Source organism: Chryseobacterium sp. BGARF1 (assembly GCF_001677955.1).
Lineage (GTDB): Bacteria > Bacteroidota > Bacteroidia > Flavobacteriales > Weeksellaceae > Chryseobacterium.
Genome location: NZ_LELA01000057.1, coordinates 66635 through 91879, shown reverse-complemented (window position 1 = coordinate 91879; position 25245 = coordinate 66635). Strand labels below are relative to the sequence as shown.

Annotated in this window: 20 protein-coding genes; 10 read left to right on the top strand and 10 right to left on the bottom strand. The window is 33.9% G+C overall.

What is annotated here, in order from left to right; translation table 11 throughout:
- Positions 1 to 126 precede the first annotated feature (126 nt).
- Together porV and porU are read right to left on the bottom strand one after the other, a co-directional pair.
- Positions 127 to 1293, bottom strand: coding sequence for a type IX secretion system outer membrane channel protein PorV (porV, locus tag AB671_RS11655; protein ID WP_066676172.1), 1167 nt, complete (start codon positions 1291 to 1293; stop codon positions 127 to 129).
- A gap of 56 nt (positions 1294 to 1349) precedes the next feature.
- Positions 1350 to 5246, bottom strand: coding sequence for a type IX secretion system sortase PorU (gene porU, locus AB671_RS11650; RefSeq protein ID WP_066676170.1), 3897 nt, complete (start codon positions 5244 to 5246; stop codon positions 1350 to 1352).
- Positions 5247 to 5411: 165 nt separating this feature from the next.
- Between porU and gldJ the strand changes: the two genes are divergently transcribed.
- Positions 5412 to 7013, top strand: a complete 1602-nt coding sequence (gldJ, locus tag AB671_RS11645; RefSeq protein ID WP_066676169.1) for a gliding motility lipoprotein GldJ — start codon at positions 5412 to 5414, stop codon at positions 7011 to 7013.
- 145 nt (positions 7014 to 7158) lie between these two features.
- A complete protein-coding gene (locus AB671_RS11640) occupies positions 7159 to 8430 on the top strand; it encodes a UDP-N-acetylmuramoyl-tripeptide--D-alanyl-D-alanine ligase (RefSeq protein WP_066676167.1) in 1272 nt (423 codons plus the stop codon).
- On the opposite strand, the gene AB671_RS11635 is transcribed toward AB671_RS11640, so the two are convergent.
- Positions 8423 to 9034: an NUDIX hydrolase gene (locus AB671_RS11635; protein ID WP_066676165.1), complete on the bottom strand. Its 612-nt coding sequence runs from the start codon at positions 9032 to 9034 to the stop codon at positions 8423 to 8425. The genes AB671_RS11640 and AB671_RS11635 overlap by 8 nt on opposite strands.
- 29 nt (positions 9035 to 9063) lie before the next feature.
- On the opposite strand from AB671_RS11635, the gene AB671_RS11630 reads away from it, so the two are divergent.
- Positions 9064 to 9453 carry an orotate phosphoribosyltransferase gene (locus tag AB671_RS11630; RefSeq protein ID WP_066676163.1) on the top strand — a complete coding sequence of 130 codons (390 nt, stop codon included), beginning with the start codon at positions 9064 to 9066 and terminating at the stop codon, positions 9451 to 9453.
- A 29-nt stretch (positions 9454 to 9482) separates the two neighbouring features.
- Here AB671_RS11630 and AB671_RS11625 read toward each other — a convergent pair whose 3' ends face one another.
- The 3 genes from AB671_RS11625 to AB671_RS11615 are packed head-to-tail and all read right to left on the bottom strand — an operon-like array spanning position 9483 to position 12409.
- On the bottom strand, positions 9483 to 10532 hold the full coding sequence (locus AB671_RS11625; protein ID WP_066676161.1) for an anhydro-N-acetylmuramic acid kinase: 1050 nt from the start codon (positions 10530 to 10532) through the stop codon (positions 9483 to 9485).
- Between the two features lie 3 nt (positions 10533 to 10535).
- The gene (lptC, locus tag AB671_RS11620; RefSeq protein WP_066676160.1) at positions 10536 to 11132 is read right to left on the bottom strand and encodes an LPS export ABC transporter periplasmic protein LptC; all 597 of its coding nucleotides are present in this window, start codon (positions 11130 to 11132) and stop codon (positions 10536 to 10538) included.
- 2 nt (positions 11133 to 11134) lie between these two features.
- Positions 11135 to 12409: a hypothetical protein gene (locus AB671_RS11615; protein WP_066676159.1), complete on the bottom strand. Its 1275-nt coding sequence runs from the start codon at positions 12407 to 12409 to the stop codon at positions 11135 to 11137.
- 215 nt (positions 12410 to 12624) lie between these two features.
- On the opposite strand from AB671_RS11615, the gene AB671_RS11610 reads away from it, so the two are divergent.
- From AB671_RS11610 to AB671_RS11590, 5 genes are all read left to right on the top strand, one after another.
- Entirely contained in the window at positions 12625 to 13743 is a 1119-nt protein-coding gene (locus AB671_RS11610) for an ATP-binding protein (RefSeq protein WP_066676158.1), read from the top strand.
- Between the two features lie 169 nt (positions 13744 to 13912).
- Positions 13913 to 14539 (top strand): TetR/AcrR family transcriptional regulator, encoded by a 627-nt coding sequence (locus AB671_RS11605; protein WP_066676157.1) that lies wholly within the window; start codon positions 13913 to 13915, stop codon positions 14537 to 14539.
- On the top strand, positions 14523 to 15836 hold the full coding sequence (locus tag AB671_RS11600; RefSeq protein ID WP_066676155.1) for a TolC family protein: 1314 nt from the start codon (positions 14523 to 14525) through the stop codon (positions 15834 to 15836). Before AB671_RS11605 ends, AB671_RS11600 begins: the two co-directional genes overlap by 17 nt.
- Positions 15837 to 15855: 19 nt before the next feature.
- Entirely contained in the window at positions 15856 to 16959 is a 1104-nt protein-coding gene (locus tag AB671_RS11595; RefSeq protein WP_066676153.1) for an HlyD family secretion protein, read from the top strand.
- A gap of 335 nt (positions 16960 to 17294) precedes the next feature.
- The gene (locus AB671_RS11590; RefSeq protein WP_066676151.1) at positions 17295 to 18872 is read left to right on the top strand and encodes a DHA2 family efflux MFS transporter permease subunit; all 1578 of its coding nucleotides are present in this window, start codon (positions 17295 to 17297) and stop codon (positions 18870 to 18872) included.
- Positions 18873 to 19219: 347 nt separating this feature from the next.
- Here AB671_RS11590 and AB671_RS11585 read toward each other — a convergent pair whose 3' ends face one another.
- Genes AB671_RS11585 through AB671_RS11575 form a run of 3 tightly spaced genes read right to left on the bottom strand, consistent with a single transcriptional unit; the run spans position 19220 to position 22475 of the window.
- The gene (locus AB671_RS11585; RefSeq protein ID WP_066676149.1) at positions 19220 to 19825 is read right to left on the bottom strand and encodes a hypothetical protein; all 606 of its coding nucleotides are present in this window, start codon (positions 19823 to 19825) and stop codon (positions 19220 to 19222) included.
- 36 nt (positions 19826 to 19861) lie between these two features.
- Complete coding sequence (locus AB671_RS11580; protein WP_066676147.1) at positions 19862 to 20503, bottom strand: response regulator; 642 nt, start codon at positions 20501 to 20503, stop codon at positions 19862 to 19864.
- On the bottom strand, positions 20490 to 22475 hold the full coding sequence (locus AB671_RS11575) for a sensor histidine kinase (RefSeq protein ID WP_066676145.1): 1986 nt from the start codon (positions 22473 to 22475) through the stop codon (positions 20490 to 20492). The genes AB671_RS11580 and AB671_RS11575 overlap by 14 nt, the downstream gene beginning before the upstream one ends.
- Before the next feature lie 195 nt (positions 22476 to 22670).
- On the opposite strand from AB671_RS11575, the gene AB671_RS11570 reads away from it, so the two are divergent.
- Together AB671_RS11570 and AB671_RS11565 are read left to right on the top strand one after the other, a co-directional pair.
- Positions 22671 to 23090 (top strand): hypothetical protein, encoded by a 420-nt coding sequence (locus AB671_RS11570; protein ID WP_066676143.1) that lies wholly within the window; start codon positions 22671 to 22673, stop codon positions 23088 to 23090.
- Between the two features lie 241 nt (positions 23091 to 23331).
- Positions 23332 to 23745 carry a hypothetical protein gene (locus AB671_RS11565; RefSeq protein ID WP_066676141.1) on the top strand — a complete coding sequence of 138 codons (414 nt, stop codon included), beginning with the start codon at positions 23332 to 23334 and terminating at the stop codon, positions 23743 to 23745.
- Positions 23746 to 23816: 71 nt separating this feature from the next.
- Here AB671_RS11565 and tyrS read toward each other — a convergent pair whose 3' ends face one another.
- The gene (gene tyrS / locus AB671_RS11560) at positions 23817 to 25112 is read right to left on the bottom strand and encodes a tyrosine--tRNA ligase (protein ID WP_066676139.1); all 1296 of its coding nucleotides are present in this window, start codon (positions 25110 to 25112) and stop codon (positions 23817 to 23819) included.
- Positions 25113 to 25245 lie beyond the last annotated feature (133 nt).

Here is a 25245-nt window from a genome sequence, read left to right as displayed (position 1 = left end):
TGGAAGTGAATTGTGAATTTTTATTTAATTTTTCATTAAAATTAACGGATAAAAACATGTTGAAAATTTTTCAACAAAAAAAGTCTCATAAAAATGAGACTTTTCAAAACTTTTATAGGATGTTTTTTAATAATCTACATTTGAAGTGTCATCACCAATGTTCCAAGTTAAACCGAAACGAATAGTGTTATCTAATGCTGTATTAATTTTAGACATATTGATTAAATAAGATACATCAAGACCAAAAGAACGGTATTTTAAACCAATACCTGCAGTTGCAAACTGTCTAGCTCCTTGCTCTTCACTTTCGTGGAAATAACCTCCTCTTACTGCAAATGCATTGTCATAAGAATATTCTAATGCACCACTGTACATAATTGAGTTGGTATTTTTGAAAGATTTTCCGATACCTGCCATTACTCCAACGTTAGGAACCTGATAAATTGGCTGTCTTGTATTTGGATCCATACCTACATATTCTGATCCAGGAACTAAGATTTTTGATCCTTCTACAGAAAGACCCACTTTGTTCATGTCATCAAGATACATGTCGTAACCAACACCCAATCTAGCCATTGTGGGAAGATAAGATCTTGAAGCCTCATCTCCAGTATAGTCTAATTTTGGACCTAAGTTTGTAACTGAGAAACCTGCATTTAATTTACCATCCATATTTGCGAAGCTAGAAAACTTTGGAGAGGTATAGTAACCAGAAACATCTACTGCAAACGTATTTGCCGGTTTTAGCGTAGTATCTGTGTTGAATCCTCCAGATAAATCTGAACGGATGAATCTACCTGTAACCGCCATTGAGTAAGAATCTGATAATTTCAAAGCATACGCCACGTCGATTGACATTTCGTTTGGTTTTGAAACTCCATTAGAAGTTACTGTATTGTCTACACCAAGCTCAGTAAGTTCTACTTCCCCCATATTGAAGTAATAGATACTTGCAGAAATAGTAGATCTTTCTTCTTGACCTAAAAATTTATGGAAAGCACCGTACAATAAAAATACATCGTTGGTTAATTTTCCCATATATGGAGTGTAGTTTAAACCTACAGAAGAACTTGTTCTGCTAAAAGGATATTTTGCCGCATTCCAAAACTGAGAAAACGCATCAGGAGAAGTTACCACACCCTGATCTCCCATACCTCCTGATCTTGCATCTGGTGCAATTCTAAGGAATGGAGCTCCGGTTAATACAGGTCTTACCTGACTCAGGTCTTGTGCGTAGCTTAAAAAACCAGCACTCAAACCAATCCCTAAAAGCAGTTTAGTAGTTAAATTCATATGTTGTCTTTTATATATTATCAGTTTTTTATTGATATTCTCGATTAATTATTTATTTACTTCAAAAGTACCATTTTTTCTACAGCTGTAGCACTTCCTTTGCATTTTTCTTGATTTTGGCTTTTTGCAAATATCTTAAAAATATACGTACCTTTTGCTACTGTGTCACCAAAATCGTCTTTTCCATCCCATTCAATTGCCTGACGTGGCGTTCTAAAGCCCTGTAGGAACGGTTCTGCAACTACAACATTTGTTAAAGTTCTTACCATTTTTCCTGTAATTGTATAAATTTGAACGTTTACATCTAAAATATCATCACAATTATGCTCAAATTGAACGTATGTTTTGTTGGTAAAAGGGTTTGGCCAGTTTAATGGTCTGTTGATAATTAAGTGTTGATCGGCCTCGTCTTTAACTTCAAAGTTTAACGTTTCAGTTGTCGAATTATTGTTGATATCCCAAACTTTAAATGTTAATTGATGTTGCCCTATCGCCAAGTTTCTGAAAGGATAGGTTACATTTCCTTTCTGATAGTCTGCCAAAGCAGGGTTTATACAACCATTTCCTTCACCTGAAGAAAAGAAATCATTTAAAACAACGGTGTTAATAATTTGACCATCTAAATATACGGTGATGTCGTGACCTACTCCAGAACCTGTAGAGTTTATTCCAGTATCATCATTCAAACACGCTAAAAGCATAGGGTTTTGATTGGTAATACCTCCATTTGCAAAATTGGTATTGTTCATGTATAATTTTATTTTTGGAGGTTCATTATCGTTAATTCCGTTAGGGTTAATATCTCCCACCTGTACAGGCTGATTATTAAATACATCAACAGATTTATTATCAGCATATCCTAAGATTCTACCTTCTCCTACAGTATAATTAATGTCTTTTGGAACATAAAACTCTACCGTGAAAACTCCGTTTACTGCCGTTCCAGAAGCTTTTACAATAGCACTCCCTTCTTCTTTATAATTTAAGATGGGAGTTAATCCGCCACTATTGTTCAGAGTGTTTTTATTTAATTTTTTATCAAAAATATTGATTACTACTCTTCCGTTAAAAGTGGTATTTATAGTTCCGTTTGTATTATTAACATGACCTTTCACTTTTACAAAATCTAAACCTCTTATAAGCCCTGGAACTGGAGTTTCAATGTCATCTATTACCAATAATCTTTGGGGTCTACTAAGCTTCATTGCAGGATCGCCTAAAACATTTACTTTTAAATGGTCTGGATCTCCAGGTTTTTGTTTTCTTGCATTTAGATGGGCATTTCCGATTGTATTAAAATCATCATTTGTTAATTTAAACATTTCCCTTATATATAAATCAGTAAACTTTTCGCCATAGACAACTGATACAGCTCTACTGGATGTAATCATCGCAGCAGGGCCTCCTTGTTTTAATTTAATAAATTGTTCTCCTGCCGAAAAAGTAGAAGGGTCATCCCAAAGTGTAAATTCACAAGTGATGGTTGATACAAATGGAAAACGGCTGTAAACATTCGTGAAATTATTAGAATTCTGAATCTCAGTTGTTGTTAAAACTCTTTCCTGAGCCCATCCATTAATACCACCATGACCGAAGTAAAGTAGATATAAACTGTTGCCAATGTCGTTTGATATTGCCTGATTTACTTGTGGGTATCTTCGTCCACCTGCTGTACTTTGTGCTTGAAAAGAGTCTAAATACAATTTTTTCACATTATATTCTCTTAATGTGTTAACGAGCGGGATTTCAAATGTACTTGTTAACGTATTATTCATTGTAGTGTGGAAGGGAATTGTATTATCATTATCGTCATCCACGATAAAATCGAGTTTCATCCTCCATTCTCCGAAAGGGGAAGACTGCCCTGGTAAAGCATTGTAATATGCCAATGTTTTATCAATCATATTTGCTGCTTCCGTGGGATTGGCTGCGGGTAAACGGCCTATTGGTAAGTCAGGAAGATTGAATGATACATTGGAGGAAGTTTGCGGCTTAGTCATAACAATGTAGTCGTCTGTAACGAAAGAGCCTACGAAGTTACCAGATTCCTCACTTTCATAACTTGATACTATATTAGAGTTATTTGATAGTCTATTTTTGTAATCATAAGATGTATCCCCCAAAATAAAAACATATTTTAAAGCTCCTAAAGGAGTATTTAGCTTAGTTACAAAATCTCTGATCGCTGTTAAATCTCTACTGCCACTACCAAACTCATTATAAATTTTATCGGTGTCTACAATTTGAACATTGAAATTATTTTTGGTTTGATGATAATTGGCAATTCTTTGAGCTTGTGCCATCATTTGTGGGGTAGTAATAATCAAATAATCTACATTTTGTAGTGCTGAAAGATTTTGATTGGCTATTCTTCCTACAAACTGAGGAGAAAAAGCACCATCGGCTCTGAAGGCAACAAATTCATTATTAAAATTGGGATCTGCAGTGTTGTATCCAAAATTGAAATTTCCGCTTCCAATAGTTTTATTAACTCTTCTGTTGGCGTTGGTGATATCTGTAACATCCCAAACCTGTTCCAGATTTCCGACATTAGAAATACTAAAACCATAATTGATGTTTGTTCCACTTGCCAAAGAAAAATCTCTGAAACTTATTTGAGTTCCGTTGAATTTTAAATCTTCTTTATATTGTATTTCTGCATAATCTAAATAGAACGTACCATTAGGATTGGTTGCAATGTTCGGCTTGTAGTTTATTGTAATTTGATTTCCTGAAAGGTTGTTGGCAGTCCCTGTATATCGAAGAGGGGAAAAATCAGGAAAAGGACTAGATGATGTCGATATGAGTGAATGAGAATCAGGGTTCTGACCATTGATATCAAAATCTATTTTATTATTCTGTGATCTCCATGCAATAACATTCGTTCTATAGCGAATGATATCACCACCCTGTATTGGCGAATTAAGATTAAATGTAACGGCTTTATCTGTAATAAATCCTTGATCTTCTACCCAGATTCTACCTACCTTTAATAAGTTTCTTTGGTCATTATTAATCACCTGATAATTATCAAATCTAGTGATTAGCTGGGATGCAGGTAAATTTACATCAATAGGCATAACTCTTTTTCCTGCACCTTTGTCGAAATTAATATAATAATAAGAAAAATCTTCATAAATATTTTTTAGATTTTCACTGTCATCACTTCTAGTTTCTGTTCTTTTAACGCCATTACCGTTTGCTTTATTATATAAATTGTATCCATTGGGACCTTGAGCATAAAAAAGTGCATAATCGCCATCATTCCATACATTATCATCTTCTCCTACCACCTGAATTGCGTTTTCTTGCAAAGCACTATACTTCACGTCTTGGTTAAACTCAGGAAGCATGATTCCACCATTTCCATAAATTCTGAAGTTTTTAGGATTAATATTCGATGGATTCATTCCATTATCTCTTAAAAACTGAGCTGTTATTTTAAAAACTCCAGATTTATCAACTTTAATTTTATAAAAAGCTCCGCTAGATAAAGGGTTTTGGTTTGTACCAACTTTACTTGCATTCATTGGCATAGGCGCATTGCTTTCTGAAATACTAAAAGAAGATAATCTTTCAACCTTACCTTTTGTTTTTTTAAATAAACCAACGCGTACACTTGCATGACGCTCACCTTCAATATAATAATAATCAATATCAGACATATTACTTTCGTGAATGAAATTAGGGTCTAGGTCGTATAAATCTTTTTTAGAAACCGCTTCCCACACAAAATTTGAAACCTGAAGTTGTCTTTCTCCTGCTTTTTGGCTGTTGATGATGAAAATGTTATTTTGGGTATAAGAAAAACCCTCATTTGTAAAACTTGGAAGATTAATTTTAGTGTCACCATAATCTTGAATTTTGGCTCCGTTCCAATTAATGCTTATTCTTTGAGCCCAAGTAATTGATACAAAGGAGAATATGAGTAAAAGAGTGATTTTAAGTCTCATGTTTATGTTTGAAATTTCTAAATTACAAAATAAATGAAAATTTTATAATTAATATGTGATACCATAAAATTAATTTGTTAAGATATTTCAAAAAAATCAAATCTTTATTTGATTTATTGAATAATTTATTTTTTCTTTGTACTTTGAATAATATTTATATCGACTATGAAAAAACTAAAGTTGTTTTCATTAATAGCATTGAGTTCTACACTTGCATTAACCAGCTGTGGTGGTTCAGGAACTTCCGGAGGCGGGGGTACTAAAAAATTTGTCAGCAAGACAGGTTGGAAACCAAACGAAAAACAGGGTTGGTTCTTTGCAGGAAAGCAACAGAAGCAAAAAGGTTGGCCGGGAATGGTATATGTCGAAGGGGGAACTTTTACAATGGGATTAGTGAAAGATGATGTAATGCACGATTGGAATAACTCGCCTCGCAGAATGCAGGTTAGCTCTTTCTTTATCGGTGAAACTGAGATTACTAACTACGAATACCGCGAATACCTTACATGGTTGAAGTATGTATTCCCTCCAAGTGATCCTAGTTATAAAGAGATTTACAACGGTGCTTTGCCGGATACTTTGTTATGGGATAATAAATTATCTAGAAATGATCTTAACGAAACTTATTTCAGAGATCAAAACTATGATTATTACCCAGTAGTAGGAGTTTCTTGGACTCAAGCAAACAGATATTGCGAATGGTTGACAGACAGAGCAAACGAAAAAGCTTTGATGCAGGCAGGTGTTATTGCAAAAGATTTGTACATCAACGAATCTAATAACCAAGGTGGTACCGCTTTCAATATGGATAAATTCAAATCGAATGATCCTGAAATGCAAGGGTACATCAACCAACAAAGATTGAATCAAAGGACTGGTATGAAAACGACCAACCAAAGAATTCAAGCTGCAAACGGAGCTCCAAATGCAGCGATGGTTACCAAATTCAGACTTCCTTCTGAAGTAGAGTGGGAATTTGCTGCTTTGGGTATGGAAAAAAACAGAGAGTACAACAGTTACTTAGAGAAAAAACCTCAGGTAGACCTTCTTAGAGGTACCAAAGGTAAAAATAGAGGAATGATCCTTGAAAACTTCAAGCAAGGAAGAGGTGATTACTCAGGTCCTGCTGGATGGAAAAATGATGGTGCTGCTCAAACAGCAGATGTAAGACAATTCCCTTCAAACAATATCGGTATTTATGGTATGTTTGGAAACGTGGCTGAATGGACGGCAGATGTTTACAGACCAATCATCGACGAATCGGGTAGCGACTTCAATTATTATAGAGGAAATATGCCTCAAGCTATCGTAAGAAACGGTGACGGAACTTACAAAATGGTTGAAGAAGGTAATATGAAATATGATACTTTGGCAGACGGAAGATTAGTTTACAAAAACTTACCTGGTCAGTTCGAAAGACAAACTCTTGCAGATTACAGAAACTATATGGATGGTGACAAGCAGTCTTCATTAGATTATAGAAACGCAAGCGATTCTGCTGCATCATATGACATGTACAATTCTCCTGCTAAGAAATTTGTAGTGGATACCAATGGTAGAGTGATTCTACAAAAAGATACAAAAGACAGAACTTCTGCAATCTCTAATGATATCAGAGTTGTGAAAGGTGGTTCTTGGCAAGATTCAGCATATTGGTTGGATCCGGGACAGAGAAGATACAAAAATCAGTCAGCTGGTTATGGTTGGATCGGTTTCCGTGTTGCACAAGATGCGAGAGTAAGCGACAAAGCTAGAACAAGAAGATAATATTTATCAAAATACTTATAAAAAACCTCCTGTATTTTCAGGAGGTTTTTTTATTTTTGAACCATGGAATCATGTCGCTAAAAATGTAAAATTAGGATAGATTTTATCATGCATACGACCTCCGAAAAAAAACATATATTTTCAAATGAATACAGAACAGTTTTACCCAATCTTTTTAAAGGCAGAAAAAGTAACGATTGATAGCAGAAAAATAGAGAAAAATGATATTTTCTTTGCTTTTTCAGGTGATAATTTTGATGCGGCAACTTTAGCTGAAAAAGCGATTGACCAAGGTGCTCTAGCTGTTATCATTGAAAATAAAGAATTTGAAAACTTAGAAAAAAATATTTTTTATGTACCTTCAACTTTAGAGTTTTTACAGGAATTGTCTGTACATCATAGAAATCAATTAAATATTCCAATCATTGGTCTTACTGGGAGTAATGGTAAGACGACCACCAAAGAGCTTATTCATGCTGTATTGTCAAAAAAATATAATGTACAGTACACTTTCGGAAATTTAAACAATCACATTGGAGTTCCGTTAACAATACTTTCTATAAAGCCAGAATACGAAATGGCGGTCATAGAAATGGGTGCTAATCACCAGAAAGAAATTGAACTGCTTTGTAGTATTGCACGACCAAATTTTGGATATATTACCAATTTTGGCAAAGCGCATTTAGAAGGCTTTGGAGGTTTTGAAGGGGTTATAAAGGGTAAGTCTGAATTGTATGATTATCTTAAAAATACAAATCAAACTATTTTAATTAATGAGAATGATTCAATTCAATTAGAAAAAACACAGGATTATACCCTAAAAATAACCTTTGGAAAAGTAGATTCCGATTATTACTTTGAGGCTTTTTCAGAACATAATTTTGTGGGTGTACAGTATCAAAATCAAAAAGCTTTATCAAAACTTACGGGAGAATATAATTTTACCAATCTATGTGCTGCTGCAAGTTTTGGGCTGAATTTTGGACTAAATTTTGATGAAATACAATCGGCGCTAGAATCATATACTCCAACGAATATGCGTTCTCAAATTGTAAAAAAAGATAATAAAACTTTAGTTTTAGATACTTACAATGCTAATCCAAGTTCGATGTCTGCTTCATTGCATAATTTTATCACTTTTGAAGGCTCAAAAACAATCGTTATCGGCGATATGCTGGAGTTGGGTGATGAAAGTGAAAAAGAGCATCAAAATATTCTTAAATTAGCTCAAGACTTAGGTTTTAACGAAATTATTACAGTCGGGAAACAATTTAAAAGTGTCAACAAAAATTCTGTGGCTTTTGAAAGTACAGATGAATTAATTCAATATTTAAAAGACAATAAAATTAATTCAGAAAACATTCTTCTTAAAGCCTCACGAGGAATTTCTTTAGAAAAAGCAATCGATTTTATTTAGATTTTGTATCCCAAAATTCATTAATAATCAATTTTATATTCTGGAAAGTGTTTGGAAAAACTTCATTCTCGATTTGAGTCGTGTTTTTCCAGGCTACTTCTGTGATACCTTCTTCCAGTTGGGGTTTGGAAGTGTCTTCACCGTCAAAAAACATTTCAAACCAATGCGTGTGTTTCAAAACACGGTCACCGTTTCTTTCGATATAAATATGATAGGTGGTATTAATAAAATCCCGAAGCTCTACATTCTGAAGATTGGTTTCTTCCTCAATTTCCCTTATCGCAGATTCTTCACGAGATTCTCCTTTTTCCATTTTGCCTTTAGGAAGATCCCATTTTCCTAATCTTCTGATGAAAAGGATATCGCCGTTTGGTTTGTTTACAATTCCTCCGGCTGCTTCAATAATTCTGAAAAGTTTTTTAAATTCTTTCCAAATCTCATCAATTTGTTCGCCATATACATTCAGCTCAGAAGTTGATGTGTTCTGAAGAAGATCCAGCGCAATTTCTAAAGTTGTGAAACTTTCGTAATTTAAGACTTTCTCTAAGTTTTCAGGGTTCTTAGATATCAATAATTTTTTTTCGTTCACAAAAACTTTATACATTTGTAATAATTTAAATACAAAAATAAAAAATGAATTTAGAAGGACGAAAAATTATTGTCAATAAATCATCTAAAGATTTATCTGAGTTGCTGAAATCTCCTGAAAATTATAAAGAATTTATGCCAGATGGTCTTCAAAAGTTTGAAACCAGAGAAGATGGCTTTAAATTCGGACTTCAGGGAATGCCTGAAATCGCATTGAAGATAGATGAAGTTACAGATGAAAAAGCTGTTTTAAAATCGGCAAGCTCAAGCCTAGATTTTACACTTACGGCAACTTTAAGACCTTTGAACGAAACTCAAACTGAAGCACAGATGCTTTTTGAAGGAAAATTTAATCCTTTTATCAAAATGATGGTTGAGAAACCGCTTCAGAATTTTATCAATGCTTTGACCGATAAAATAGAAGCTTATAAATAAAACGAAAACCTTCAGAAATGAAGGTTTTTTTATGCAATAATTCCAGAGCTGTGATTGTGTAAACTTCCCGTTGCAGAAGCAAGAACATTGGTTTCGTTATTCAATCTGAGAACGCCCATAAAAGCAAAGATCAGGGCTTCTTTAAAATCAATAATCTGTTTCTCGGGAATAATGATTTCTGTGCTTGTTTTGTTTCTTATTTTTTCGACAAGGTATTTATTGTAGGTTCCGCCTCCTGTAAAAAATACTTTTTTAAACTGATGGATATTGAAAATTCTAGAAATCTGCTCAGCAGCATGTTCAGTAAAAGTTGCCAAAACATCTAAGCTTTCAATTCCTGGAAATAATGGAAAAATATTTTCGTTACACCATTCTATTCCCAATGATTTTGGATGAGATAAGGTGTAAAAATCCAGCGAATTCAATTGCTCTAATAATTGAATATTAATGCTTCCTTTTCTTGCTAAATCACCATTTTTATCATAATTCTGACCAAACTCCTGAACTAATTTATTTAAAACAATATTGACCGGTGCAATATCAAATGCAATTCTTTCTTTATTAATTTTAAAAGAAATATTAGAGAAACCTCCTAAATTGAGGCATGCATCGTAATCTGAAAACAAATATTCATCACCAATGGGAACTAAAGGCGCACCATTTCCGCCAAGTAAAACATCCTGAGACCGGAAATCGTAAATTACAGGAACTTGCGTTTGTATCTTTATGGCTCTTCCGTCACCAATCTGAAGTGTGAATTTCCGATGAGGCTGATGAAAAACGGTATGCCCGTGAGACGCGATTAAATCAATATCTGAAAGTTGATTTTTCTTAATGAAATCGTTAGTGATATTACCTAAATAAAAACCGTACTCTGAATGTAATGCCAATAAATCTTGTGAAGATAAGTGGATAGAGTTTCTAAGCTGTTCTTCTAAGATTTGTGAGTAAGCAATTGTTTCAGCTTTAAGAATTTCAAATTTCCAGCATGAATTTTCTGTCCAAAATTTGGTAAAACAAATATCTAAACCATCTAAACTGGTTCCAGACATTAACCCAATTGCTTTATAGACTTTCATTGATTAAGGTCTTGGTTGGGCAATTTTAGCTTTGCTTACATCAAGATCTCCTGAATTATTAAAAAATTTATATTCTGAGAAATCATCTTTGGCAGTCATTCCATTGGCGTGCACTAGAGTAGAGCCATCTTCCATTGTTGCGTAAACAGTATCTCTTGTATAAATCCTTTTTTTATTTTGATCCCAAAAAACACTTTGCGTGGCAAATCTTTGGCCATCACTGGTAAGAATTTTTACATCGCCTCTTGCTTCATAGAATTTTTTATAGTCGTACAACTTTGCATATTTAGCCGTAATATTACCGGGCTTTTTAGGATTTTTTTTATCAAAAAACTCTATTTTCATTCCTTTTTTGGCAACAGTATACTGGCTGTCAATCAATTCGTATTTTTCAATAATAGGAGCGGTTGCTTTTAGCGTAATAAAACCAGAATCCCTCTGTATAATCTTTGCATTGTGTATAATCTGAGACGGAAAGTTCTTATTATCGCTTCCATTCAGCTTTGTGAGGTCTTCTTCGCAGGATGTTAATATAAAAAATATAGCACAACTAAAAAGGTATGCTATATTTTTGAATGTTTTATGTGAAATGAAATTCATTATTAATTGTAAAGCTGTTTTCTAAACCATCTGTCAGCAAAATTGAAACCAACTTTTAGGTTAACAAAATTCTGATTAATCAAATTGTTTTTAAGCGTTCCTCTTTTTCCTACTTCTACACCAATTTCTAGACCACTCATTCTTGTGATACTGCTGGTTTTGAATGGTAGCATTACACCTCCCGAAATACCAAATTTATTAATGCTATTTCCTGCAATTTCAAGATTTCCTTTTTCGTAGAAAGCACCATAACGGTACACTATTCTTGAGAAATAACTTCTAAAGTTGTTGTAGTTTGGTAAATACCAACCTCCGGCAGAGATTCTGTAAGAGTCTTTATAATCGAAAGTATTACCGAAATAAGTAATTGATTCACCTTTTTTATAGTCAATCTGTCCAGATAAGAACCAGTGGTTTTCACTACCATATCCTACACCGACTGAAGCCTGAAGAGGAAGAAGATTATTTGAGCTTTTATTTTTGCTGTCAATAATTGTTTCTCCAGCTTTTGTATCAACATCACTATAATAGTAGGTACTGTTGATATAATTAGTGGTCATATTACTGGTATTACCAAAGGTAGCAGTCGCTCCAATTGTCAATTTATGATCATTACGTGTATCTATACTTTGATAGCTTGTACCTAATGTGAAATTGAAATTTTTAATACTGTTTTTAGTTTCATAACCATTTACCAAATCTGCAGTAGAAGAAGTAAATTCATTAATGTCGTAAAGGTTTCCAAAATAATAATTAGCTCTTGCTCCTACAGCAAATTGAGAGTTAATTTTATAAGACAATGCCAACTGAGCTGTATTTAAAGTTCCACTGCCTTCAAATTTATTTGCATATGAGGTGTCACCAATAGTTTCTGTATGAATTACCTCATAGCTTTTAGAACTGTATGGCTGATACAAGAATCCCATTTTTATTTTTGATGAAATAGGAAAGGCGATAGAAATATTAGATAAATACGTAGAGTGTTTAGTAGACTTTGTATTATTAAAGTCGGTTTTGAAATAATTGTTTTCGTTAGTTGCTTCAAGCTTAATGCTTGTTAACTCAAAATTACTGTTATTCGCAGGGTTTCCGAAGTTAAAATTACTGCTGAAATCACTTATGAAAGCAGTTGAAATTCCTCCCATAGAGGACGTTTCAATCGTATTATCATATTTTACATCACCAATTCCGTAAGTTGCATAAGGTGAGTTGCTCAAACTTTGCGCGTTAAGGAAGTACCCCACTGAAATGAATGATAGTACAAAAATTTTTTTCATTCTAGATTTTTAAAATAATGCGCAAATATCTTAAATATTAATGAATTGTAAAAATTTACTGAGGTTAAATTTTGTTAAGGGTTTTTATAGTGAATTGTCAATGGTGAATTAGATTTGCTGTCAATTTTTTAAAGATATTAAAATTAACTATTCACTTGCGATGCAAAATTGAGACTTAATATATTACCCTTTTCAAAAATTCTTATCTTTGAAACATGAATTGGGAAAACATCGCCGGACAAGAAAACCTTAAAAAACTTCTTCAAGACAGCATTACCGAAAACAGAGTGAGCCACGCCCAGCTTTTCATAGGAAAAGAAGGTTACGGAACGATGCCCTTGGTTTTAGCGTATGCAAAAGAAATTTTGAAAGGTGAAAATGAGCATGCAGCCTCAAAAGTAGAGCACCTCAATCACTTAGATTTACACTTTAGTTTTCCGGTTTTTACTGATAACAGAAATTCATTAAGCAGAAATAAATTTGAGGAATTCAGAGAAATGATTTTAGATTTCCCTTACGCCAGTTTTGATGACTGGACTGCCGTTTTGGAATCTGAAAACAAACAATTCTTTATTTCTGCAGATGAAATTGATGAGCAAAATCAAAAATTTGCTTTAAAAAGTTTTGAAGGCGGAACCAAAATTCTCATCGTTTGGCGAGCTGATAAAATGAACACCGCAGCATCCAACAAGTTTCTTAAATTTTTAGAAGAACCACCGGCAAAGACAATCATTCTTTTAACAGCTGAAAGCAGTGACGATATTTTACCAACGATTTTATCAAGAACGCAGCTGATTGAAGTTCCAAGAATTAACGATGAGGACCTGGAAATTTATTTAAAAAATAAATTTAATGTTTCAACTGAAAAAGGAAAGGAAATTGTACATCAGTCACAGGGAGACCTCAATGATGCCGTAAAATTTTTAAGCTCACAAGATAAAAATCCAGAGTTTGAAAAACTATTTGTACAATGGGTTCGTGATGCATTTATGGTAAAAAAGAAACCGGAATATCTTAAAAACATTATTATTTGGGCAAAAGAGATTGCAAGCTGGAATAGGGAAAAGCAAAAAAACTTTCTCAATTATGCTTCAGAAATTTTCAGATTGGCTTTGTTGCAAAATTATCAGTCTGAAGAATTGGTGTATAAAAAAATTAATGCCAATGGCTTCAACTGGGCGGGTTTTTCAAAATTCATCAGTGGGGCAAATATCATTAATATTTTAGAAGAAATAAATACAGCAGATTTGCATTTAACAAGAAATGGAAATCCTAAAATTGTATGGACAGATTTGGGAATAAAATTATCAAGATATATTCATAAAAGCACATAATTGTTTTATAATAGAGCGATACAGACGTTTTCAAGAAATTGAAAACGTTTTTTTATTGACATAAATGTAGGCTTTTAGTTAGAGAAAATTAAAAATAAATTAAAAATTCAATCAATCGTTTGATTTTAACAGAAAAGCGTTGTACATTTGCACCCGAAAATTACCAAAGATGATTTCAAAAGAAGAAAATATATTATTCGCTGCAGAGAAACTATTTGCTGAAAATGGTTTTCAGGGAACTTCTACAAGAGAGATTTCTAAAGCTGCCAATGTAAATATTTCAATGATTTCTTATTATTTCGGTTCTAAAGAAAAGCTTTACGAGAAATTGGTGGAGTACAGGATGAATGAAGGACAGTTTTTTTCTAAAGATATTTTAGAAAGAACAGATATTAACGAATGGGAAAAAATTGAAAGAATTGTTGATCAGTTTGCTGGAAGAATAAGGCATCATAAATGTTTTTACAGAATCATGCAGAGAGAGCAGCTTCATACAGAAAATCCTCAAATCGTAGAGTTTTTAAAAGAAACTAAAATGAGTTTCATTTCCATGTATTCTAAAATTCTGGAAAGTGGAATTGAAAAAGGAATTTTTACAAAAAATCCACCCATCTACTTATTACATTCAACGGTGAGCGGAACGTTATTTTATGCGTCAAATGCCAAAGGAATGTATAAAGAATTTCTTAATAACACAGATGACGAGGAAGCTTTTGAAGAAAAATATTATTCCGAACTCAAAGAACATATTAAATATATACTAAAAGACCTTTTAGGTTATGAAGAGAATAAATAACTCAGCTATTATACTATCCCTTTTTGCAGGGATGATGTACACTCATGCTCAGGAAAAAAAACAGTTAAGTCTTGATGAGGCGGTACAGTTGGGAATCCAGAACAGTAAAAGTTTAAAGATAGATGCTGCCAAAATAGAAGAAGCTACTGCCGATCTTTTGGAAGCAAAAAACAGACAGCTTCCGGAATTAAAAGTTTCTGCAAGTTATTTGTATCTGCCGATGAAACCTAATGTTGACATCAAACTTCCCGGCGTTTCTGGTGCAGGTGGTCCTGAAGTTCATCAGGTCGCTTTTGGTTCGGCAAATCTTAGCGTTCCTATTTACAGCGGTGGAAGAATTAAATACGGAATCGAATCTGCAAAATATTTGGTGGAAGCATCAAAATTGAGCACCGAAAACGATAAAGTTGCCATTGCTTATAATGTAGCTCAGGCGTATAATAATTTGTTTAAAGCCAACCAATCGATTAAAGTTTTAGAAGAAAACCTTACGGCTTCTCAAAAAAGAGACGAAACTTTTCTTAAACTTGAAAATAACGGAGTGATTGCAAGAAATGACCGTTTAAAAGCAAATCTTCAGACTTCAAATATTGAACTGCAGTTATTAGAAGCTAAAAACAATTTTAATATTGCCAATATCAATATGGATTTGCTTCTTGGTCTTCCGGAAACTACAGAAATTGAGGTTGATCAAAACTATGTAGATGAATCTGATGATGTGAAGTCTGTTAGTTTTTATCTGAATGAAGCGAGAGAAAACCGTAAAGATCTGCAAGCTTTAGATCAGCAAAGAAAAGCAGCAGAATTAGGGACGAAATCTGCAAAAGCAGAAAACCTTCCTTCTATTGCATTTACGGGAGGTTATGTTGCAGCAGATATTCCAAAATTTTTAACAATTTACAATGCCGTGAATGTTGGAGTAGGAGTTTCTTACAATTTATCAAATCTTTGGAAAGAAAATTCTTCTTTAAAGCAATCTAAAGCAAGAGAAATGCAATTGTCTGCAACCAACGAATTGTTGAATGACAATATTAAATTAGACGTCAACAGAGAATATCAAAACTCAGATTATTCTAAAAAGAGGATTACAGTTTTCGAAAAAGCAGCGGTACAAGCTAACGAAAATTACAGAATTACAAAAAACAAATATGATAACGGTCTTGCAACCATGACAGAATTATTGGATGCAGATGCGGCTCAGATTGCTGCCAATGTAGGCGTTATCAATGCAAAAGCAGATGCTGCATTAGCGTATAGAAAACTATTGCAGACTACAGGAACTTTAACAATCAAATAAAAACAGAACAATATCCAAAATGGAAAATAACAATACTCAAGTAACTGAACCAAAAAAGAAAAAAAGTTTAGTTTTCCCAATCATTTTAGCCGTGATCGTTGTCGTAGGTGGAATTTATGGATATAAAACCTATTCTTACGGGCAAATTCATGAAGAAACGGATGATGCTCAAATCGCTTCAAATATGAACCCTGTCATTTCTAAGATTTCTGGATATGTAGCAGAAGTAAAAGTGAAAGACAATCAGTTTGTAAAGAAGGGAGATACTTTGGTAATTTTAGATAACAAAGACCAAAAGATGGCTTTGGAGCAAGCTCAGGCAGCTTTGTCAACAGCGAAAAGCAATATTTCATCTGCTCAGTCTTCTACCAACGCAACTTCAAAAAACATAAACAGCTCACAAGCCGCAGTAGCAACCGCTAATGCACAGATTGAAGCCGCAAAAGTAAACGTTTGGAAAACTTCTCAGGATTTAAAAAGATATTCAGTTCTTGTAAAAGATCATTCAATTACAGAACAGCAGTACGAGCAGGCTTTAGCAGCAAAGCAGTCTGCAGATAAGCAACTACAGGTTTTAGTAGATACAAGAAATCAGATTGCACAGCAAACAGGAATTGCTTCTTCACAAACAGAAGCAAGCTCTCAGCAAATTTCAGTGGCCGGCTCGGTAGCAAAGCAGAGAGAAGTAGATGTAGAAAGTGCAAAATTAAATCTTTCTTATACAGTAATTACAGCTCCAGAAGACGGTTTCGTAGGGAAAGTTCCTATTCAGGCAGGGCAGTTTTTGCAGGCAGGCTCTCAGTTATTCAGCTTGGTTAAAAATGACCAAAAATGGGTTATTGCAAACTTCAAAGAAACTCAGGTGGCTAAAATGGTAGAAGGACAAAAAGTGAAAATCGAAATTGATGCTTTCCCAGATACAGAATTTGAAGGAGTGGTAAGCTCATTCTCTCCGGCAACAGGATCTACATTCTCTATTTTGCCTCCGGATAATGCAAGTGGAAACTTTGTAAAAGTAGTACAGAGACTTCCTATAAAAATCGATTTTGTAAAACTTGATCCAAACATTGCAAAAAGATTAAGAACAGGGATGAATGTGAAAGCAGAAGTTTCTTTAAAATAAGAAGCGGGTAAAAAGTAAAAGGTAAAAAGTTTAATGACTCTTACAGATTACTTTCTTTAAAATAATATTGAAATAAGTGAATTGTCAATTTTGCTGAGGCAAGTCGATTTTGAATGTTGAGGAATTAGATGCAGGATGATTGATGAGGATAATGGCGATGATTAATGATAGATGGGAAATAAAGAAGTACAATTGACAAAGATGTTGATTGACGATTGACAATTCACTTTTTATAAATTCTTAAAGATGAGGAATAATGATTTTAAGCTTTAGATATTTGTTATACTCAGCCTAAATATTAACCTCAGCCTTCTTAAAAATACATTAAAAAATCAATGCAAGATTCATTAGTAGAATATGGAGCCCGAAGAGTGATCATTACGATTACAGCGATTCTTTGTGCTTTGCTTGAAATTGTGGATTCCACGATTGTAAATGTTGCCCTCAACGAAATGAAGGGTAATTTGGGATCTACACTTTCTGAAGTAGGTTGGGTAATTACAGCGTATGCCATTGGTAACGTAATTGTAGTTCCCATGACGAGCTGGCTTTCACAGCAGTTCGGTAGAAGAAATTATTTTGCCGCCTCCATTGTAATCTTTACCATATTTTCATTTCTCTGCGGGAATGCAGATAATATTTGGGAGCTGGTATTTTTCAGATTATGCCAAGGTATTGGTGGTGGTGCGTTGCTTGTAACTTCGCAAACCATTATTACAGAATCATATCCTATCGAAAAGAGAAGTATGGCGCAGGCAATCTATGGTCTGGGAGTAATTATTGGTCCCACTTTAGGTCCGCCATTAGGAGGATATATTGTTGATAATTACAGTTGGCCGTATATTTTTTACATTAATATCCCGATTGGTATTGCGGCAACTTTAATGACTTTACAGTTTATTAAAAGCCCCAAATTTGCCGAAAAACGTAAAGCTTCAGATGTCGATTGGCTCGGAATTGCTTTATTGGCACTTACCGTAGGATCTTTACAGTTTATTTTGGAAAGAGGTCACGAAGAAGATTGGTTCGAAAGCGGAATGATTGTTACCTTCACTACAACTGCCGTTTTAGGATTTATATTATTCCTCTGGCGAGAGCTCACCTGCAAATATCCGATTGTAGAATTACGGGTTTTGAAAAATGGAAATCTGAGGATAGGAACGGCAATGTCATTTGTTTTAGGTTTTGGTTTGTATGGTTCTACTTTTATTGTTCCGCTCTACACCCAAAGTGTTTTGGGGTGGACGGCACTACAATCTGGAGCACTAATGATTCCTGCAGCTTTAACTACTGCTTTCATGATGCCGATTATTGGTAAATTATTAACGAAAGGGGTGAAACAACAGATCTTAGTTTCCTTGGGATTATTTATATTCTTCGTTTACAGTTTCTGGGGCTACAAAATTCTGACACCGGACACCAGTAAAGAAGCCTTTTTCTGGATGCTAATCGTACGAGGAATGGGACTTGGTTTACTATTTATTCCAATCACCTCTTTGTCATTAAGCACATTGAAAGGTCAGGAAATTGGTCAGGGTGCAGCTTTTACAGGAATGATGAGACAGCTTGGTGGTTCTTTCGGAATTGCTGCCATTACAACATTTATTGCCAACGCTAGTCAGAAATATAGGGTAAATTTAATTTCCCACTTAGATAGCGACAGCTTTGATGTACAGCAGCGACTCGCGGGGTTAAAAGCTAATTTCATCGCCAAAGGAATGACACCCGATAATGCAATGAATGCCGCTTACAAAGTTTTGGATATGACGGTCACCAAACAGGCAACGGTGCTTTCTTATATGGATGTTTTCCTCTATTTAGGAATAGCTTTCTTAATTTGTATTCCTTTTATATTATTTATAAAAGAACGGAAGAGCAAAGAAAAAATAGATTTGAGTGAAGCAATGCACTAATCTACAAAAGTCCCAACGGGACGGCTTACTAAAGGATAGGATGCAATTCTATTTTTAGAGTAATGATTATATTAAAAGTTATAAACCTCTGAATGATTTCAGAGGTTTTTTTGTGGAATTCGTAAAAAGTGAGGTTGTTTGGTGACTGTTTTTGCTCAACCTGTAAAAGATTGCTCTGTCAGGCGGCCGTTTTAGCTCCCGCAAATTAGGGGCAGACAAATGTACAGCCATATTTACTTCCCTTGAAATCAGTTTGCCTCGTCGGGCGGGATTTTAGAGTAAACCAAAACAGGATGGGACAAATGTGTCTTTTTTTATATCAAAATCTATTAGGAAGAAAATGCGCTTTAATCTTTTTCAAAAACTTTAAATTCAGTTCTGATTAAATCTAAAAGTTCTTTAAAAGAAAGCAACTCATCTACGTTTGGATATTTTTCTAAATATGATTCAGGATTAGAGTAGTTAAATTGGTTTTCTGCTTTTCCTCGTTTAATTTGTACGTAAAAAGATTGACCGTCAAGTACAGAAAGTCTTGATGTAGATGAATATATTTCACCATCTTCAATTTGATAATCCTTATTCACCTTTTTAAGTTTATATTCAAAAACTTCCCATTTTGGAAGATGAATAATATTAGTATCCAAAAACTGTAGCCACAACATCTCAAAATTTTTCAGAGAATTTAATTTTGATTTTCTTGTCCAAATTTTAACTTCATCTTTATTATTTGTTCTAGCAACTGTATTATAAAATTCAGCTTTCCAATTTTCCTTCTCATCCTCATAAAATCTGAAAAGTTCTAAACCTGTTGAAGTTCCGTATTTTTTATAAACACGGATTTCCTTTTCATGAAATTTAAGGTTTTCGATTTTTAAAATTTTATCATATTCAATATTTTGCTGTGCAGGCAAAAAATTAAAAGAAACAAATAAAATAAAGAGTAAATATTTCATAAAGACTATCAATTATTGAAGACTAAAGTAGTTTTTTTATTCCAATATCATATTCTGCTGTATCGCCATATTCACCAACTCAGCAGAATTTTTAGCACCAAATTTCTGAAGTATATTTTTACGGTGGGTGTCAACAGTTAAAGGGCTTAAAAAAAGTTCGTCTGCAATTTCATTGCTTGTTTTTCCTTTGGCTAAAAACTGTAGAATCTGTTTTTCGCGTTTTGTTAAGCGTGGAGTAGTGGTCAATTCCTGTGGTGAAGGTTTACTGATGATATTTTTGGTTTCGTTACAGAAAACAATATTTCCGGAAAGGGCGCCGTGAAAACAATCCATTAATTCTTCCAAAGAAACATTTTTCAACAAATAACCGCTGGCTCCGTTTTGTATACACTGCATAATAATGCTTCTTTCCGAACGGTTGCTGAACATAATGACCGACGTTTTCGGAGATATTTTTTTAATTTCTTCACATAGCTGAATTCCGCTGATGTCGGGTAAAGAAATATCGAGCAAAATAATATCTACTTCATTTGATTTAATAAACTGAATGACCTCACCACCGTTTGTAAACGTTTTTGCAATGTGAAAAAAAGGTTTGTGAGATAACATGATTTTCAACCCTTCAATAACGATAGGATGGTCATCTACAATGACGATGTTGATTTTATGAGATTGCATGCGTATTGAGTTCTATATTGATTGCCGTTCCTTCATCATCAGAATTGATCTCCATTTTGCCTTTTAAATAATCCACGCGGGTTTTTAGATTGTGAAGTCCCATACTTTTGGTTGGTGAAGGATCTTGTGAAAAACCTTTGCCATCATCTTCAATGGTAATTAAAAATACGTCCTCAGATTGAGAGCATTGCAGCAATATGTTTTTTGCTTCAGAATGTTTCACTGCATTAGCTAAAATTTCCTGTACGATCCTAAAAATATTAATCTGTACCGCCAAAGGAAGATTGGTGTTAATGTCAATAGGCTGAAAGTCAATATGTAGATCTTTTCTGGCGTAAAATTCGGTAAGGTCTTTTAAAGCCGTTTCTAAACCAAACTTTAAAAGAGATTCAGGCATCAGATTTCTGGCAATATTTCTAAGCTCGGTTACCGAATAATCCAGTTGATTTAAAATTTGATTGAAGTTTTGCTTGTTTTCGGGATTTAAATTTTGCGAAGCCCACGCTGAAAAATTTATTTTCACGCCTGCAAGCATTCCTCCAAGTCCGTCGTGAAGATCTTTTCCTACCCTTTCTCTTTCTTTTTCTTCACCTTCCAGAATCGCTTTTGTTATTTTTAATTCTTCCTGTTGAGCGATTTCTTTCAGTTTTTGAGAATGGTTGATTTCTTTTTCTTTGGCTAATTTTTTAGTGTAGAAATAAATGGAAATAATTAAAATAAGAAGGAATAGTGATGCAAAAACCAATAACCATAAATATTGATTTTTCTTGTTGATTTCCAGTTCTTTTTGCGCTTTTTCTGTATTCAGATTAGCAATTTCTTTTTGCTTTTCTGCAGTTCTGAATTTTGTTTCCAGTGTATTGAGCTCGAGCTTTACATTTTCAGAATTTAAACTGTCATTTAATTTTGAATATTTCTTTTCCCAGATCAAAGCTTCTTTAAGATTTCCCATTTGCTCATTAAGGCTTGAAAGCTGGTTGTAAAAAGCTTTTCTGTTATTTGCATCAATGATGAGTGTCTTTTCTGATAAGATATTTTCCAGAACATTTTTCGCTTCATTCAGTTTATTTTGCTTCCTTAAAATATCATATTTATTCATGTAAAACATCTGTGTTAACAGATTTTGGCGGGATCTTTTAGCATAAACCAAGCCTTTTTCAATCATTGGAAGTGCTTCTTCATTTTTCTGTTTGGTGATGAAGTAAAGTGTTTTTCCATAATAAAAAGAGGCGTTTGAATTCGATTCCGGATAAGGCTGAATGAGTTTTTCGGCTTTATCTAAATATTTTTTTGCCTCGTCACCTTTTGCCTGATAACAAAAATTACTTGCAGTGTTTAGGTAAGCAAAAAACAATTCCGGAGAGTGGGGTGCATTTTTTTCTAATATTTTGATGGCTTTTGTGTTGTATTCAAAAGCTTTTGCAAACTCGGCGTTATACGTAAGAATGATGGCTAGCTGAGAATAGAATTGTCCTAAAGTTTTATTATGCTTATATTTTTCAATCTGCGGAATGCTTTTTTCAACCAGAATTTTCACCAAAAAAGGATAGCCTTCTTTGTTTTTCTGGGTTACACCGTAATTGTACCATGATGAAGCAATAAAAAAATCAGATTCTTCAATTTTAATTTTAGAAAATTCCTGTATGGCTTTTTGAAATGAGACTGCTGCTTTTTCTTTGTTGCTTTCTAAAAAATGCCAACCTTCATAATAATGATATTTCGCTGTATTTAAAGGTGTTTTCGCACTTAAAGCTTTCCCTTTTTCTAAATAACTTTTACTTAAAAGTGAGTCTGTATTTCTATAAAAGTTTGATAATAAGAAATATGAATTCGCTTTGGCATTGTTGTCAACCTTACTGTTTACAACCGTTTTCAGACTGTCTGAATAGGCTTTCTCATTAAGCCGAATGAGTTGCTGCGAGTGTATATAAGTAGATAAAAAAACACAGATGGTGATAAGGTGGTTCTTCATTGTCTCAATTTCATTATTTAAAATAAAACTCGACAATTTAGTGAAAAATTCAGAATTGAAAAATACCTAAAATCAGGTAGAATATTTTCCTTAATTCTAAGGATTGATTGCCTTTTCAGACAGTCATAGTTTTGCAGGTACTAAATCAGAAAGATTACAAATTAAAATTAACAGTAATATTTAACAAGAGAAATTATGAAAAAAATGAAATTGAAAAACGTATTGAAAGGCTCATTCGTAATGGTGATGGCAGCGTTGGTTTTTGGCTTTGTCACATCTTGCAGCAATAATGATGACGATGACAATATTCCTGGAACCAACAAAACGCATAAAGTAGTTTTCAAAGCAGAAGCATCTTCAGGAAGTAATATTGATATTGCAGTTTACGGGATTGATGGAAATCCTACTACTGCAACCAGTTTAAGCGGAACAACATGGACGAGCCCTGAAATCACAACTGAAGCAGGAGCTTTCAATGCAAATGTTGCCGTAAATGCGATAGGAGCGAGCGCTTCATCTACTTTAAAAGTTCAGATCTGGGTAGACGGTGAACTTAAAAAAGAAGGAACTTCAAGCGGGCAGTATTTATCTGCTTCAGCAAGTCATACATTCTAATATAAACTAATGATGAAAAAAAAGTCCGGCTCAATTTTGAGTCGGACTTTTTTTGGTAGAACAAACCATATTCTTTCATAGCCATTAACGAAAATAATTCTATGAAACACAGAACTGAAAAATATCTAAAATAGGGTAGAATATTTTTTTTAAATTTGAGGATTGACAGTATTTTTAGTCTATAATATCTTTGCGGATGCTAAATCAAGGAGATTCCGAAAAATATTAACAAAATAAATTTATGAAAAAAATAAAATTGAATCAGGTATTTAAAGGAGTATTTGTTGCTTTAATAACAGTAATGATTTTGAGTCTTGTTGAATCTTGTCGCAAAGATAATGATGATACTTCTGAAGAGATTAAGACACAAAAAGTAGTCTTCAAGGCAGAGGGGTCATCCGGAGTTAATATCAGTAAAGCCGTTTACGGAATCGACGGAAATCCGATTACCGTAACTGGCTTGAGCGGAACAACATGGACGAGCCCGGAAATCACTGCAGAAGGCGTAGTTTATAATTCTAATGTTGTGGTAAATGCAACAGGAGTTGATGCGGCATCTACTTTAAAAGTTCAGATTTGGGTAGATGGCCAGCTTAAAAAAGAAAGTGTCTCAAGCGGGCTGACTTTATCGGCTTCAACAAGTTATACATTTTAAAAACCATCCACTTTGATAAAAAAATAATCCGACTCAAAAACTGAGTCGGATTATTTTTTATGTTTTTAAGATTAAATCACTTTTACAATAAAGTAACTTTTCTTTCCTTTTTGTAGTAATAAGAATTTACCGTCAATCAAATCGGTTTCATTTGCGGTGTAAACTTCATTGATTTTTTCTTTGTTTACAGAGATTGCATTTCCTTTCAATTCTCTTGTCGCTTCACTTTTAGATTTTAGGAAACCAGATTTTTCAGAAAGCAAATCAACAATATTAATTCCTAAAACATCAGCTTTAGCTACTTCTTTCTGAGGAACTCCATCAAAGATTTCCAGGAAAATTTCCTCATCGAGACTTACCAAATCTTCTGCAGTAGATTTTCCAAACAGAATTTCTGATGCTTTCAAAGCTCTTTCATATTCTTCTCTTCCGTGAACCCAAACGGTAACTTCTTCAGCCAATTTTTTCTGAAGTTTTCTTTCGTGAGGAGCCGTTTTGTGCTCTTCAACTAAAGCTTCAATTTCTTCTTTTCCTAGGAATGTATAGAATTTTATGAATCTTTCAGCATCATCATCGGTTGCATTCAACCAAAACTGATAAAACTTGTAAGGTGAAGTTTTCTTTTTATCTAACCAATAATTTTCTCCGCTTTCAGACTTTCCGAATTTCGAACCGTCAGCTTTTGTAATTAAAGGAACTGTTAAAGCAAATGCTTCTCCTTGTGCTTTTCTACGGATTAATTCTGTACCTGTCGTGATATTTCCCCATTGGTCAGAACCACCCATCTGAAGTTTTACATTGTTATTTTGATATAAATGTAGGAAATCATATCCTTGAATCAATTGATAAGTAAACTCTGTAAAACTCATTCCGTCAACACCGGCTTCCCCTGAAAGTCTTTTCTTTACAGAATCTTTTGCCATCATGTAATTAACGGTGATGTTTTTTCCAACATTTTTAGCAAAATCAAGGAAAGAAATTTTCTTCATCCAGTCGTAATTGTTGACCAATTCAGCTTTGTTGGTTTCATTTCCATCAAAATTTAAAAATCTTGAAAGTTGGTTTTGTAAACAGTCCACATAGTGTAAAAGTGTTGCTTCATCCAAAAGATTTCTCTCTGCAGACTTTCCCGAAGGATCACCAATCATTCCTGTTGCGCCACCTACCAAAGCGATAGGTTTGTGACCGTGTTGCTGAAAATGAGCCAGAATTTTGATCTGAATAAGACTTCCGATATGTAAAGAATCTGCGGTAGGATCAAAACCGATATAGGCAGTTGTCATTTCCTTATTCAGTTGTTCATCTGTTCCGGGCATCATATCGGCAAAAAGCCCACGCCATTTCAGTTCTTCAATAAAAGAGTTCATTATTTTTTTCAGTTTAAAATTTAATACGCAAAGATAAGAAAATCACTTGAGTTTCGGGTTTCGAGTTTCGAGTTCAAAATTTCGAGTTTCAAGATTGATGTTAATACTTTTAGAGCGATGTTTTCAAAGCTGT